This is a genomic window from Shimia aestuarii, assembly GCF_900114635.1.
Taxonomy (GTDB): domain Bacteria; phylum Pseudomonadota; class Alphaproteobacteria; order Rhodobacterales; family Rhodobacteraceae; genus Shimia; species Shimia aestuarii.
This window is the reverse complement of sequence record NZ_FOTQ01000008.1, coordinates 14,760-29,531: the sequence shown is the minus strand read 5'-3', so window position 1 is coordinate 29,531 and position 14,772 is coordinate 14,760. Positions and strand designations below refer to the sequence as shown.

At 59.5% G+C, this 14,772-nt stretch carries 11 protein-coding genes; 9 read left to right on the top strand and 2 right to left on the bottom strand.

The annotated features are described in order from the left end of the window. The 3 genes from BMZ35_RS16550 (at position 1) to BMZ35_RS16540 (ending at position 3,629) form a co-directional block, all read left to right on the top strand. A complete protein-coding gene (locus BMZ35_RS16550) occupies positions 1-2,268 on the top strand; it encodes a hybrid sensor histidine kinase/response regulator (protein ID WP_093095227.1) in 2,268 nt (755 codons plus the stop codon). A 96-nt stretch (positions 2,269-2,364) separates the two neighbouring features. Next, entirely contained in the window at positions 2,365-2,931 is a 567-nt protein-coding gene (locus BMZ35_RS16545) for a DUF4202 domain-containing protein (RefSeq protein WP_093095225.1), read from the top strand. Continuing rightward, positions 2,928-3,629 (top strand): CbiX/SirB N-terminal domain-containing protein, encoded by a 702-nt coding sequence (locus BMZ35_RS16540; RefSeq protein WP_093095223.1) that lies wholly within the window; start codon positions 2,928-2,930, stop codon positions 3,627-3,629. The genes BMZ35_RS16545 and BMZ35_RS16540 overlap by 4 nt, the downstream gene beginning before the upstream one ends. Positions 3,630-3,648: 19 nt before the next feature. On the opposite strand, the gene BMZ35_RS16535 is transcribed toward BMZ35_RS16540, so the two are convergent. Next, positions 3,649-4,650: a LacI family DNA-binding transcriptional regulator gene (locus BMZ35_RS16535; RefSeq protein ID WP_093095220.1), complete on the bottom strand. Its 1,002-nt coding sequence runs from the start codon at positions 4,648-4,650 to the stop codon at positions 3,649-3,651. A gap of 177 nt (positions 4,651-4,827) precedes the next feature. Between BMZ35_RS16535 and gap the strand changes: the two genes are divergently transcribed. The 4 genes from gap to eda are packed head-to-tail and all read left to right on the top strand — an operon-like array spanning position 4,828 to position 9,821. After that, positions 4,828-5,865 carry a type I glyceraldehyde-3-phosphate dehydrogenase gene (gene gap, locus BMZ35_RS16530; protein ID WP_093095216.1) on the top strand — a complete coding sequence of 346 codons (1,038 nt, stop codon included), beginning with the start codon at positions 4,828-4,830 and terminating at the stop codon, positions 5,863-5,865. A gap of 6 nt (positions 5,866-5,871) precedes the next feature. Further along, positions 5,872-7,323 (top strand): glucose-6-phosphate dehydrogenase, encoded by a 1,452-nt coding sequence (gene zwf / locus BMZ35_RS16525; protein ID WP_093095212.1) that lies wholly within the window; start codon positions 5,872-5,874, stop codon positions 7,321-7,323. Positions 7,324-7,361: 38 nt separating this feature from the next. Further along, positions 7,362-9,170 carry a phosphogluconate dehydratase gene (gene edd / locus BMZ35_RS16520; RefSeq protein ID WP_093095555.1) on the top strand — a complete coding sequence of 603 codons (1,809 nt, stop codon included), beginning with the start codon at positions 7,362-7,364 and terminating at the stop codon, positions 9,168-9,170. Positions 9,171-9,173: 3 nt separating this feature from the next. Next, positions 9,174-9,821 (top strand): bifunctional 4-hydroxy-2-oxoglutarate aldolase/2-dehydro-3-deoxy-phosphogluconate aldolase, encoded by a 648-nt coding sequence (gene eda / locus BMZ35_RS16515; RefSeq protein ID WP_093095207.1) that lies wholly within the window; start codon positions 9,174-9,176, stop codon positions 9,819-9,821. On the opposite strand, the gene BMZ35_RS16510 is transcribed toward eda, so the two are convergent. Next, positions 9,804-10,709 (bottom strand): hydrogen peroxide-inducible genes activator, encoded by a 906-nt coding sequence (locus tag BMZ35_RS16510; RefSeq protein WP_093095204.1) that lies wholly within the window; start codon positions 10,707-10,709, stop codon positions 9,804-9,806. The genes eda and BMZ35_RS16510 overlap by 18 nt on opposite strands. 173 nt (positions 10,710-10,882) lie before the next feature. Here BMZ35_RS16510 and katG point away from each other — a divergent pair, with 173 nt between their 5' ends. Then, entirely contained in the window at positions 10,883-13,099 is a 2,217-nt protein-coding gene (gene katG / locus BMZ35_RS16505; protein ID WP_093095202.1) for a catalase/peroxidase HPI, read from the top strand. Between the two features lie 199 nt (positions 13,100-13,298). Further along, positions 13,299-14,063: an SDR family oxidoreductase gene (locus tag BMZ35_RS16500; RefSeq protein ID WP_093095552.1), complete on the top strand. Its 765-nt coding sequence runs from the start codon at positions 13,299-13,301 to the stop codon at positions 14,061-14,063. Positions 14,064-14,772: the final 709 nt, after the last annotated feature.

Here is a 14,772-nt window from a genome sequence, read left to right as displayed (position 1 = left end):
ATGCCCGAAAGCCTGATCAACCCGCAAGACAGCCTTGAGCGGCAGAACGAGAAACTTCTCAAGATCATCGGCACCCTGATGCGCCGCGCCGAACAGGGCGGCGATGCGGCAGGCGTTGCCTACGCCCAGTTCGAACGCTCGGTCATGCTCGAAGACGAGGTGCGGGCCCGCACCCGCGAACTCGAACAGGCGCTCGACCTTCTCAACGACTCCAACGCCCAGCTTGCGCAGGCCAACGCCGCCGCCGAAGCCGCCCGCGCCAACCTCGCCAACGCCATCGAAACCGTGCAAGAGGGCTTTGCCCTTTTTGACGCCGACGAAACCCTTGTCATGTGCAACAGCCGCTTTGGCAAACACATGCGCGACATTCACCACCTCTTCAAACCGGGCCTGCAGTTCCGCGATTATGTCCGGCTGGTGTCCGAAAGCCCCTACCTGTCCCTGCCCGAAGGCGACACCCCCGCCGCATGGGCGGCGCAACGCCTTGCCCTTCATAAGGACAACCATGTCGTCTTCAACGCCCGCATGGCCGGGAGCCGCTGGTTGCAGGTCAGCGAACACCGCACCCCCGATGGCGGCACTGTGGTGCTGCAGACCGATGTCACCGACATGGTGCTTCTGGAACGTCAGGAACGCGAACGCCTGCTGGATGACCAGGCGCGGCTGATCAAGGCCACGCTCGAACATCTCAACCAGGGCATCTGTATCTTTGACAGCGCCGCCCGGCTGGTGGGCTGGAACGGGCGCGTCGGCGAACTCCTGTCGATCCCGGTCGGGCGCTTTCGCATCGGTTCGTCCTTTGCATCCATATTCGAACAACTCGGCCGGGACATGGCCTTTCTCGATGGCGCCGATGCCCAGACCCTGACCGACTGGGCCGGCAGCAACACGCGCCGCGCACCACTCTCCTTTGAGATCGCGGTCGGCGGCACCCGGACCCTTGCGGTCTTTGCCCAGCAGATGCCGGATGGCGGCTTCGTGATTTCCTTTACCGACATCTCCGCCGAACGCGCCGCGATGCGCGCCATCTCCGAGGTCAACGAAACACTAGAGCGGCGTGTGATGGAACGAACGCTCGAGCTTGAAGACGCGCTGGCCGAGGCCGAACGCGCCAATGCCTCCAAATCCCGCTTCGTGGCCGCCGCGAGCCATGACCTCCTGCAACCCTTGTCGGCGGCCAAGCTTTATGTCGCCTCGCTGGAAAGCGATCTCGAAGATGCAGCCCAGCGTGACAGGCTGGCCAAGACCAACAATGCCCTGCAAAGCGTCGAACATATCCTCGGGGCCTTGCTGGACATCTCGCGGCTCGATTCGGGCGCCGCGTCCGTGGACTTGGGTGAAATTGCGCTGCACGACATGCTTGCCCAACTTCATGACGAAATGCAGCCACTAGCCCGCGACAAGGGGCTGGCCTTTGCCCTCGATGCCGCCCCCGCCACAGTGAAAAGCGATGCCACCTACCTGCGCCGTATCCTGCAGAACCTGATCGCCAACGCCCTGCGCTATACCGAGGCCGGGCGCGTCGACATTGCCGTGTCGCAGGAAGACGGACGTGTCCGGGTTGAAATCATCGACACCGGCCCCGGCATTCCCGAAGATCAGCACGAGAAAGTCTTTGACGAGTTTCACCGCGTCAATGCCAGCGCCAGCCCCGCCGAAGGTCTTGGGTTGGGACTCGCCATTGTCGACCGGGCCTGTCGCCTGCTGTCCCACCCGCTCGTCATGCACTCCGTCCCCGAACGCGGCACGCGCTTTGCCCTCGACCTGCCATTGGCCCGCCCGGCCCGCACGCGCACCGCGTCCCCCCCGTCAACCGAGGCGGACATGCCAGTCCATCGCATTGTGCTCCTGATCGAAAACGACGCCGAGTTGCGCCACGCCCTCACCGTGACGCTGGAAAGCTGGGGGGCAGACGTACTCGCCTGCGCCTCCGCACAAGAGGCATTTGCCCTTCTGGCCGAGATTGACATCGCACCCGATGTTGTGCTTGCCGACTATCAGCTCGATCACGGAGAATTTGGCACCGATGCCGTCGCAGCATTGCACGCCCGGTTTGGCCCAATCCCGGCCTGCGTGATCACCGCGAACCGCGACGCCGCGCTGGGAGAGATCTGCGCCGATCTGGGGGCCGCGCTGCTCTACAAACCCATAAACCCGGACGCTCTGCGCCGGTTCGTGCTGACATCTGAACAAAACCCTTCTGAATCCGGGTCCGTTTCTCATCCGGCACCTCGATACCGACGTAATACCGACGTGATACCGACGTGATACCAAAGCGCCAAATTCGGGTTTTGCCGGGTTGCCCCTGCGCCTGCACCCACATAGGTTTCGCCTCGAACAGACCAGCCATCGGAGCCACCTTTTATGTCCAAACTTGACGTCACCCTGGCCGCCATTGATGCCGCCAACGCACAAGACCCGCGCCAGGACGAAGGCCAGCCCGAAGCCCTGCTCTATGGTCAACGCATGAGTTCCGAAGTCGCCCGCCTTTTCCCGGATGCCCCGGACGCCCTGCAAATCGCGGCACGTGGTCAGCACATCGAACGCTGGGTTCTCAAGCGGGCCGACTATCCCGAGGGACGCGCTGGCTATCTCAAATGGCGTCGCGATCTGGCCGCACATCACGCGACCCGCGTGGGCGAGATCATGGCCGATGCGGGCTATGACGCCGAAGACATCGACACCGTGGGCAAGATGCTCCGCAAGGAAGGCATCAAGCGCAACGAACTTGTTCAGGCGCTGGAAGACGTAATCTGTTTTGTCTTTCTCAAGTGGTACTTCGCTCCCTTCGCGGCCAAGCATTCCCACGAGAAAGTCGTTGATATTGTTCACAAAACCGCGCGAAAAATGTCTACAGATGCACGGACGCGCGCCCTGAGTGAATTCGATCTGCCTGATGACCTGCGCAACGCTGTCGAGACCGCCTCGTGACCGATGAGCCCCTCAAACACGCCTTGATCGTTGCCCACGGTCAACCCTCGGACCCGGCGCCCCCCGAGCGCCGCCTGGCAGATTTGGCACGCGATGTCGAAAGCCACCTCAAGGGGTGGCGCGTGCGCTCAGCCACTATCGCGGCCCCAAACGCACTCGAGACACAGGTAGCCGAAATGCCTGCAGGTGGGGTCATCTACCCAATGTTCATGTCCGACGGCTGGTTCGTGAGCCGTGTGCTTCCCCGACGGCTTGGCACGAACGCCCCGGACATTCTTGACCCGCTGGGGTTTGATCCGAACCTGCCCGCGCTGGCGTCGGATATTCTACGGAACGCGATCCTCGAAAATGGCTGGCGCGAGGAGGAAACATCGATCCTGCTTGCCGCCCATGGATCAGGTCGCGGTGACAAGGCGGCCAAGGCTGCCCTTGCCTTCGCAGACACACTTCAACCCCTTGTTTCAAAATCAAAAATTAAACTCGGCTTCATCGAGGAAGAGCCTTATGTCGACGCGGCCGCCACAGGCCTTGGCCCGCACTCGATCTGTCTTCCCTTCTTTGCGCTGGAAGGGGATCACTGTCGAGAAGATATCCCGGAAGCGCTTGAAAAGGCTGACTTTCAGGGCAAGCTTCTCCGCCCCTTGGGAGAGGATGCGAATATCCCGAAACTGATCGCACGGGCGCTCGACAACGCCTGATCCTTCCACCCTGATCAGTTCAGAGAGACTGTCCGGGCACAGCCTTGGGGTCGAGCCTGACGATTTGCGGCGTCATGGGCATTCCTTGCCCTGCATCCAAAACGATCTGCGCCGCCCGTTGACCAATTTCAAAACGGTGTGCATCCGTCGTTGCCAATTGCATTGGCAGTCCCTTGAGCAGGTCGAGGTTGTTGAAGCCTGCAAGCGCAAGATCCCCGGGAATCGAAATCCCCTGCGCCAAGCAATGCATGTACGCCCCCACGGACATCATGTCGCTGGAGAAATAGATGCAGTCCAGTTCGGGTGAGCGCGCAAGCAGTTGCCTGGTCAGGTTCCTCCCGGTTTCAATCGAGGACGCTCCGGAATAAAGCTCCTGATCCCAAAGCGTTACGCCGCTCTTCTCCAATTCACCCAGAAACCCCCGCAAACGTTTTTCGGCCCGGAAATCCTGCGGCATCTTCGTTCCGACAAATCCGATGCGCCGGTGCCCTTTGTCCAGAATGATCCGGGCCATGTCCTGCCCGGCTTGCAGATGGGATATTCCCACGCAATGCGCGACCGGCGTGCCATCCACATCCATCACTTCCACCACGGGGCAGTCAGCAGCGCCCAGCATTCTGCGTGCCGGATCGGAATGTTCCAACCCCGCGACAATCAACCCCGCCGGGCGCCAGCTCAGCATTTCACGGATGACTTCCTCCTCTTCCTGCAGATCATAGCCGGTCACGCCGATCACAGGTTTCAGTTGCGTGTCGCGCAAGCTTGACGAGATACCCGAGAGCACCTCGGGAAAGACAGAACTGTTCAGGCTGGGAACAACGACGCCGACTAGATTGACCTTGTTCGACGCCAGCGCCCCGGCAATGCGATTCGGGACGTATCCGACATCTCGGGCAATCTCTTGGATTTTTTGTTTCGTCGTCGGCGAAACGTCCGGCGCACCGCGAAGTGCGCGGGATGCGGTCATTTCACTGACCCCAGCCAGACGCGCAACATCTTTCAGAAGAAGCTTTTTTGCCATGGCGCGATGGTCTGACAACTTCCTCGAAACCGCAAGCAGGAATGCGCAATCGCAAAACGTCGGAGCAAGGGTTGATTTTTGAGATGGACGCCTGTACCGATAGCGATACCGATAGCGCTAACGGTTGGCAAATTTGCGTTGAACCGGTTTCAGGTGCTGAGCATGCGGAGGAAAAACATGACCACGAAGATCGCCATCAACGGATTCGGGCGCATTGGGCGGGGCGTTTTGCGCGCGCTGATCGAAAGCGGTGCTAAAGACCTTGAGGTTGTCGCGATCAACGATCTCGCCGCCGCGCCTAACCTTCTTCACCTGCTCAAATATGACAGCGTGCATGGCCGCCTGAAATCCCCCGTTACGCTTGACGGCAACACCCTGAAAATGGGCGGTAGTACGATCCGTCTGACTTCAGAACGAAACCCGCAGGACCTGCCATGGGCGGACGTTGACATCGCGTTTGAATGCACTGGGCTGTTCAAAAGCCGCGAAAAAGCAGGGCTCCTGCTCGCAAACGGGTCCAAGCGTGTCCTGATCTCTGCCCCCGGATCCGACGTGGACCGCACGGTTGTTTTTGGCGTCAACCATCAGGACCTCACGCCTGAAGACGTGATCGTCTCAAACGCCTCCTGCACAACAAACTGCCTTGCGCCGGTGGCAAAGGTTCTGGACAAGACCGTCGGCATTCGGACCGGCTACATGACCACGATCCACGCTTTCACCGGCGATCAGCCAAGTCACGACAGCAATCATGACGATCTTTACCGCGCCCGCGCCGCTTCGATGTCGATGATCCCGACCTCAACCGGCGCCGCCCGTGCGATTTCTCAGGTTCTGCCGCAACTTGAGGGCCGGCTCGAGGGATCAGCCGTGCGCGTTCCGACGCCCAATGTTTCCATGGTGGATTTCTGTTTCATGCCCGAACGTGCCGCCAGCCGAGAAGCTATTAATGCTGCGATCCGCGAGGCATCCCAAGGCGAACTGGCCGGCATTCTTGGCTACGAAGAAGACCCGCTTGTCTCGATAGACTTCAACCACGATCCGCACTCTTCTGTTTTTGCAGCAGCGCAAACCTCTGTGACCCGGGACGGTTTGGTGCGGGTGGTAAGCTGGTATGACAATGAATGGGGCTTTTCCAATCGGATGCTCGACAATGGCCGCCTGATGGGGGCCCTTTTGCGCGGCGCGCCCACAGCGCCACTGCGCATGGCGGGTTAAAGACCGATGGTTGCGCGCGTCATTCCGGTAAACCCCTTTGACCTCGTCATCTTTGGCGCAACAGGTGATCTTGCCCGCCGAAAGATCTTGCCGGGCTTGTTTCACAGGTTCCGTGTCGGCCAGATGCCGCTCGAATCCCGCATCATAGGCGCGGCACGTTCCAACATGTCGGGGGATGCTTTCCGAGATCAGGTCAGAGCGGCACTGGAAGAGTTTGTGGCCGCCGACCAACGCCCCTCAGACGACCTCGCGGCCTTCCTCGAGCGGCTGTATTACGTGCAGGTTGATGCAACCGGAGCGGCCGGTTGGAGTGAGTTGGCACAGCTTTTGCGCCCCGACATGATTCAGGCCTTCTACCTTTCCGTCTCCCCCGATCTCTTTGGTTCGATTGCCGATCAGCTCAGCAAGCGCGGGATTGCGACGCCTGACACTCGGATCGTCGTTGAAAAACCATTTGGTCGCGATCTCGCTTCGGCCAAGGCCTTGAACGCAGATCTGCTCCGCAGTTTCGACGAAACCCAGATTTATCGGATCGATCATTACCTCGGCAAAGAGACAGTTCAGAACCTGATGGCGCTGCGCTTTGCCAATTCCCTGTTCGAACCTCTTTGGAACAGCACACATATCGACCATGTTCAAATTACTGTCGCCGAAGAAATCGGCGTCGCCGGGCGTGGCGGGTATTATGACCGCTCCGGCGCGATGCGGGACATGGTGCAGAACCACCTGATGCAGCTCCTTTGCCTGATCGCGATGGAACCGCCTGCGCGGTTTGAACCAAACGCGGTCCGCGACGAAAAGGTCAAGGTCATAGAGGCGCTTGGGGCTGTGACCCCGGACAACATCGTCCGCGGCCAATACCGTGACTGGAACGGCATGTCCGGGTATCCCGAAGATGCCGGGGCACCAGACTCGCGCACTGAAAGTTACGTTGCGCTCAAACTGGCCGTGGCCAACTGGCGATGGGCCGGGACACCGTTTTACCTGCGCACTGGCAAACGTCTGAGGACGCGTGCGTCGGAAATTGCTGTCGTGTTCCGCGATCCACCCCACATGATCTTTCCGCCCATGGAGGGGCGCAAGGGCAATGCGCTCATCATCCGTCTACAACCTGATGAGGGCATAACGCTGCGCACCACCATCAAAGAACCGGGGCCAGGCGGAATGCGGTTGAAAGAAGTCGACATGGACATGACCTTTGCGGATGCTCTGGGAAGCGACTTGCATTCTCAAGATGCATATGAACGATTGATCATGGATGTGATCCGTGGCGACCAGACGCTATTCATGCGTGGGGACGAGGTCGAGGCGGCCTGGAGTTGGGCCGATCCACTCATCGCGGCTTGGGAGGAATCGCCGCTGCGTCCGGTTGCCTATGATGCGGGTGGCTCGGGACCGGAAGAGTCCCTGATGCTGTTGCATCGAGACGGTCGACGTTGGAGAGCGATCGGCGCCTGACGCCGGGGCAAAGCGAAATTTCTTTGAAGGGTTCCGATATGGCGCTCCAAAAAACCATAAAGACCGTGACCGACCGAATTGTCGCGCGGAGCGCTGATACACGCCAGGAATATCTGGACCGGATGGATGCCGCAGCCAAAAGAGGCCCCGCACGCGGGCACCTGAGCTGTTCCAACCAAGCGCATGCATTCGCTGGCGCGGGCGTCGACCAATCAGCGCTAGCGAACGGGAATGCGGGCAATCTGGGGATCGTCACCGCCTATAACGACATGCTGTCCGCGCACCAGCCTTTCGAAACCTACCCGGCAATGATCCGCGACGCAGCCCGCGAAATCGGGGGCACAGCCCAGGTGGCCGGTGGCGTTCCGGCTATGTGTGACGGGGTCACGCAGGGCGAAGCCGGCATGGAGTTGAGCCTGTTTTCGCGGGACGTGATTGCATTGGCAACCGGCGTGGCGCTGAGCCACAACACGTTCGACGCAGCGGTATTTCTTGGTGTTTGCGACAAGATCGTTCCGGGGCTTGTCATCGGTGCCCAGGCTTTCGGGCACCTCCCTGCCGTTTTCCTTCCGGCAGGTCCGATGACCAGCGGGCTGGCCAATGACGAAAAAGCCAAGGTCCGCCAGAAATTTGCCGCCGGAGAGGTCGGGCGAGACGCCCTGATGGCGGCGGAAATGGCCGCCTACCATGGTCCTGGAACGTGCACCTTTTATGGTACGGCAAATACGAACCAGATGTTGATGGAGTTCATGGGGTTACACCTGCCTGGCGCAAGCTTCGTCACTCCGAATACGGACCTGCGCAGCGCCCTGACCCGCTCCGGCGCGCAACGCGCGCTGTCGCTGAGTGCACTTGGCGACAGCTATACGCCTGTGTGCCAGATCCTCGACGAGCGCGCCTTCGTGAACGGGATCGTCGGACTTAACGCGACTGGCGGGTCCACCAACCTGCTCATCCATCTCGTGGCGATGGCCCGAGCGGGTGGCATCATTCTCGACTGGCAGGATTTCTCAGACCTTTCCGACATCACACCTTTGCTTGCGCGTGTCTATCCCAACGGGCTTGCGGATGTGAATCACTTCCACGCCGCCGGCGGACTGGGCTTTATGATTGGCGAGTTGCTGGCCGCCGGGTTGTTGCATCCGGATACGCAAACCGTCGCTGGACAAGGCCTAGAAAACTACACCCGTGACCCCAAGCTGGTGGATGGCAATCTGCACTGGGCCGATGGTCCAACCGAAAGCCTGAACGACAAGATCTTGCGCGCTCACGACAGGGCATTCCAACCGACGGGCGGTCTCAAGCGTTTGAGCGGGAATGTCGGCACGTCCGTCATGAAAGTCTCGGCGGTGGCGCCCGAACACCGCATCGTCGAGGCACCCGCCCGCGTGTTTCACGATCAGGATGCCGTCAAAGCCGCGTTCAAGGCTGGTGAACTGAACGGCGACATCGTTGTTGTTGTGCGCTTCCAGGGGCCACGGGCCAACGGCATGCCCGAACTCCACAGCCTCACTCCGATCCTCTCCATTCTTCAGGGGCGCGGACAGAAAGTCGCCCTTGTTACAGATGGGCGCATGTCGGGCGCATCGGGCAAGATCCCTTCGGCCATTCACGTCAGCCCCGAGGCGCTCGATGGCGGTCCGATCGCCAAACTGCGCGACGGCGACCTTGTGCGTGTGGACGCGGAACAGGGCGTGTTGGAGGCTTTGGTCGACGACCTTGACAGCCGCTCGTCTGCCACCGTGGACCTGTCAGGCGCACATGCAGGAACAGGTCGGGAACTGTTTTCGGCTTTCCGAAACGCCGTCGGTCCTGCCACGCGGGGCGCATCCATTTTCGAGGTCTGACCCATGCCCATTTCCCCTAATAAAGCAAGTGAACGCACGCGCGAAATCTGTGCGATTGCACCGATCATCCCCGTCCTGGTTGTCAACAATCCATCGGATGCCCGTCCCTTGGCAAAAGCGCTCGTTGCTGGCGGCCTGCCCGTTCTTGAAGTGACTTTACGCACACCTTCGGCGCTCGAAGTCATTTCCGAAATGGCCAAGGTGGAAGGGGGCTTCGTTGGCGCCGGTACCTTGCTGACCCCCAAGGATGTCCAGTTGGCCAAGGCCGCTGGGGCCACATTCGGTGTATCACCGGGCGCAACCGACCGGCTTCTCGCGGCATGCGAGGCCGCAGGTTTGCCGCTCCTACCTGGCGCGGCTACAGCCACCGAAGCCATGCGGCTTCTGGAGCGCGGATACGACATGCTCAAGTTTTTCCCTGCGGAAGCTTCAGGCGGCGCCAAGGCACTTGGCGCACTCGCCAGCCCCCTGCCCCAAATTACATTCTGCCCGACCGGGGGCGTGAGTCCGACCAATGCAAACGACTACCTTGCGCTCCCCAATGTGATCTGTGCCGGCGGAAGCTGGGTTGCTCCAATGGACCTGATCTCGAAAGGCGCATGGGAAGAAATCGAAACCCTTGCGCGTGCCGCGTCACAACTTGGCGCGTAGTGCCTCGCCGGACTGTCGCACCACTTCGGCGATTTGCTTGAGTTGCGGCGCCAGCGGGCTGGTTTTTCGCCAGATCATTCCAATGGATCGGCGCGGCGTCGCGACATCGAACCGCGACACCGCCACTTTTGCAGAACGGGTTTCAACCGGAACGGCCATCTCCGGAATAAGCGTTACACCGATCCCCGCGCCAACCATCTGTACAAGCGTCGACAGGCTGCTCCCGTCCAGCCCTTCCTTTGGAAGCGCGTTGCGCACATTGCAGAACGCCAGCGCCTGATCCCGAAAACAATGCCCTTCTTCCAGCAGCAAAAGCCTCATCTTGCGCAGATCCTCTCCAGAAGGCACAGGTTTGTCACCATCCCATCCAGGCCTGACGAGGACGAACTCCTCGCTGAAAAGGGCGATTTCCTCAAAACCGGGCTCGTCAACCGGCAAGGCAAGGATAGCCGTATCCAGCCGACCTTCCGACAGTTCACGCAAAAGGGTGGATGTCAGCGTTTCGCGCACGTGAATGTCGAGATCGGGATACCGTTGTGACAAGGCGCCAATGATACTGGGCAAAAGATAAGGGGCGATCGTGGGAATAACTCCGATTCGCAACCGCCCCGAAAACCCTGTTTGCGCCGCGCGCGCCATGTCGCCCAGTTCTTCGATCGAGCGGAGAATTTCGCGGGCACGAACGGCAAAATCTTCACCAAAGCTGGTCAAGCGCACATTTCTGGCAGACCGCTCAAAAAGTTGCACCCCCAGTGTTTCTTCCAACTCCTTGATCTGAACCGACAAGGCAGGCTGGGAAATCGCGCAGATATCAGCGGCCCGACCGAAGTGGCGTTGTTGAGCAAGGGCCTCGAAATAACGCAGCTGTCGAAGGGTGATATTTATCATAATGAAAAACTATCAATCCTATAAAAAAGTACAACTTAGAATAATTATAAATGCGGGTTACGCTTTCCCCATCAGGCGGACACAAGCTCCGTCGGGCTCTGGCAACGCGCCAAACCGGTCGGTCTTAATGAGCAGACGTGCCGGACAGCGCTCAACAGGAATTGGAGGATTTTATGGACGGAAATGATATCAACACCGGCGGCAAATGCCCGGTCATGCATGCGCAGGCCACCTTGGGGGTCAATTCCAATCGCGATTGGTGGCCCAACCAGCTCAATCTGAAAATTCTGCACCAGCAATCCGACCTGTCCAATCCGATGGACAAGACATTCAGCTATCGTGAAGCCTTCAAGAAGCTCGACTATGACGCACTCAAGAAAGACCTCACGGCCCTGATGACGGACAGCCAGGATTGGTGGCCTGCCGATTATGGGCATTATGGTGGGCTTTTCATCCGCATGGCTTGGCACAGCGCGGGCACTTATCGCATCAGCGACGGGCGCGGTGGTGGCGCAACGGGCACGCAACGGTTTGCTCCGCTCAACAGCTGGCCCGACAACGGCAACCTCGACAAGGCGCGCCGCCTGCTTTGGCCGATCAAACAGAAATACGGGGACAAGATTTCCTGGGCCGACCTCATGCTTCTGGCCGGGAACGTGGCCATCGAATCAATGGGCGGCAAGACCTTTGGTTTTGCCGGTGGGCGACCCGACATCTGGGAGCCGGAAGAAGACATTTACTGGGGTGCGGAAACCGAGTGGCTGGCGCCCAGTGACGCGGAAAACGGCCGCTATTCAGGTGACCGCGAATTGGACAACCCGTTGGCCGCCGTTCAGATGGGGCTGATCTATGTGAACCCCGAAGGACCGGACGGGAACCCCGATCCAGTGGCATCTGGCTATGATGTGATCGACACGTTCGGGCGCATGGCAATGAGCCCCGAAGAAACCGTCGCCCTGGTTGCGGGTGGCCACACCTTTGGCAAGGCGCATGGCGCTGGCAACCCGGACCTGGTTGGCGCGGAACCGGAAGGCGCCGCGATTGAAAACATGGGTCTTGGCTGGATCAACACACATGGCAGCGGCAAGGGCGGCGACACGACCACGTCCGGGATCGAAGGGGCGTGGAAGCCCAACCCGACCCAGTGGGATCACGGCTACTTCGAAGTTCTGTTCGGTTACGAATGGGAGCTGACCAAAAGCCCGGCAGGCGCGCATCAGTGGGTTGCCAAGGATGTGAAACCCGAACACATGATCGTAGACGCTCATGACCCGGACAAACGTCACGCTCCGATGATGACCACGGCGGATCTCTCGCTTCGCATGCATCCCACGCTCGAGCCGATTTCGCGGAACTTCCTGGAAAACCCGGATGCCTTTGCCGATGCATTTGCGCGGGCATGGTTCAAACTCCTGCATAGGGATATGGGACCGCGTTCTCTCTATCTTGGACCGGAAGCCCCCGAAGAAGAACTGATCTGGCAAGACAACGTACCAGCCGTCGATCACGCGCTGATCGACGCTGCCGACCAGGCTGCTCTCAAGGCAAAAATCGTGGCGTCGGGGCTCTCGGTAGCTGACCTGGTATCCACGGCGTGGGCCTCGGCGTCCACTTTCCGTGGGTCGGACAAGCGCGGCGGAGCCAATGGTGCACGGATCAGGCTGGAGCCACAAAAGAACTGGGAGGCCAACGAGCCGGAGAAACTCGCACGGGTCCTTGAAACCCTCGAAGGTATTCAGGCCGAGTTCAACGGGTCGCAGGATGACAAGAAAGTTTCGCTGGCAGACCTGATTGTCCTTGGCGGAAACGCCGGGATCGAGCAAGCCGCCAAGGCGGCCGGTCATGATCTCGAAGTGCCTTTTGCACCGGGCCGGACCGATGCGTCGGACGCTCAAACCGACGCCGATTCCTTTGCCCCACTCGAACCTCTCGCAGATGGGTTCCGCAATTTCCAGAAGGCAGAGTATTCGGTCTCTCCAGAGGAAATGCTTGTCGATCGCGCCCAGCTTTTGACGTTGTCGGCTCCGGAAATGACCGCGTTGGTTGGCGGTATGCGGGCCATGGGTGCCAATCATGGTGGCAGTTCGCACGGTGTCCTGACCAAGCGTCCGGGCGCGCTCAGCAATGACTTCTTTGTCAACCTGCTGGACATGAGAACCGAGTGGAAACCGGACAACGATAATCCCGGTGTTTTCATCGGACGCGACCGCAGCAATGGCGATCAGGTCTGGACAGGAACTCGCGTTGACCTCGTGTTTGGTTCCAATTCGCAGTTGAGGGCGCTGGCCGAGGTCTTTGGCAGCGCAGATGGCGAAGGCCGGTTCCTCGACACCTTCGTCTCCGCATGGACCAAGGTCATGAACGCCGATCGGTTTGACCTTCTGGACTGACAAAATCGCATTGCAGGTTTCCGCAGGCGTCCTGAAACGCGGGGTGGCATACAGAGCGTATGCCACCCCTTTCTGTCTTACTCCCGCATGTTGTGTGTTTTCCTGCCAGTAACGTAGGGGCACAGCCTATGGACGAAACGCGGTGGTCCAAGCAATCTGACAGGACGACAGCCCAATGCACCAGCAACAGGATACCCTCATGACCGACTCTCTTTTTGACCTTACGGGACGCGTTGCACTCGTAACGGGTGCCAGCCGCGGCATCGGAGAGGCTATTGCACGCCGCCTCGCAGATCACGGCGCTCATGTGATCATCGCCAGCCGCAAGATTGGCCCCTGCGAAGAAGTGGCCGCGTCAATTCGCGATAACGGTGGCAAGGCATCGGCGCTTACCTGTCACATCGGCGAAACCGCTTCGATCGCAGCCGCATTCGGCGAAATTGCGCAGACGCATGGCCGGCTAGACATTCTGGTCAACAACGCGGCGGCCAACCCGTATTTCGGTCCGATCCTCGATACGCCGGAAAGCGCGATTGACAAGACAATAGACGTTAACATCAAAGGATATTTTCTGGCCTCACAAATGGCCGGGCGCATGATGCGCGCGCAAAAAAACGGCGTTATCATCAACGTGGCATCCATTAACGCTTTGACCCCCGCGCCCATGCAAGCCGTCTATTCGATTTCCAAGGCAGCCGTCGTATCCATGACCAAAGCCTTTGCCAAGGAGTGTGCGGCGTTTGGTATCCGGGTCAACGCCATCCTGCCCGGCCTAACAAAAACCGATTTTGCCGGTGCACTTTTTGAACATGAAGGGATTTACAAGCAGATCATCAGTATGATCCCGCAGGGCCGGCACGCCGTTCCGGACGAGCTTTCAGGGGCGGCGCTCTTCCTGGCGTCCGACGCAGCGTCCTTCACCACGGGGACAACGCTCGTCGTTGACGGTGGCATGACCGCCTGAAATGGCGCATCCTTCGATGAGAGACGCTGCTGAATAAACGTTCGCTTTTGAAAAACGCCGGCAGCGTCCCACCTCGCCAAACAAATGATTTGCGCAAATGCAACTCGGAACCGACCGGCTGTGTGTTTCCTGCAGGCGCAAACATCTCGGGGCAAATTACCTTCCTTGCGGAGCGATTCGGAGCCGGCTTCCGATCACGAATGATTTTCCCTTTGAATTGGGTCAAAATCCCATGCCCGCTCAAACCTTGCAAGAAAACAACCGATCAAGACGAGTGAGCACGGGCCAGACCATTCCCGGCAATTGAGCCAACCTGAGGCAATTGGGCGAGACGCAACGGCCGCTGAAGATAGGTTCAGATTTCCGCACGGCCCGTGAGCAACCGCTGTTCACGCTGCCTTTCCACGATTCTTGAAAAATACACCCGGCGCAGCCGTGGACTTCACCCAACAGACCGTCTGTCCAATTTGACCTCATGGCGCTGAGTTATTTGACAAATTTCAAGCCACGCGGAACTTCTGCAAACATTGCGCTCCCGCCTCCGGGGCATTAGCTCCACCGATCACCCCGCCCAGTTCATGGATAGGAACCAACAAGCTTCCCTAGGGCAGCCAACCCGCACGTTTCCCCGATGGAACAGTTTCCAAAGTGCCCGAAGTTTACGCTCCGGCACCTATGTCGAAAGCAACCGTTGCTTCAATCGTTTCAC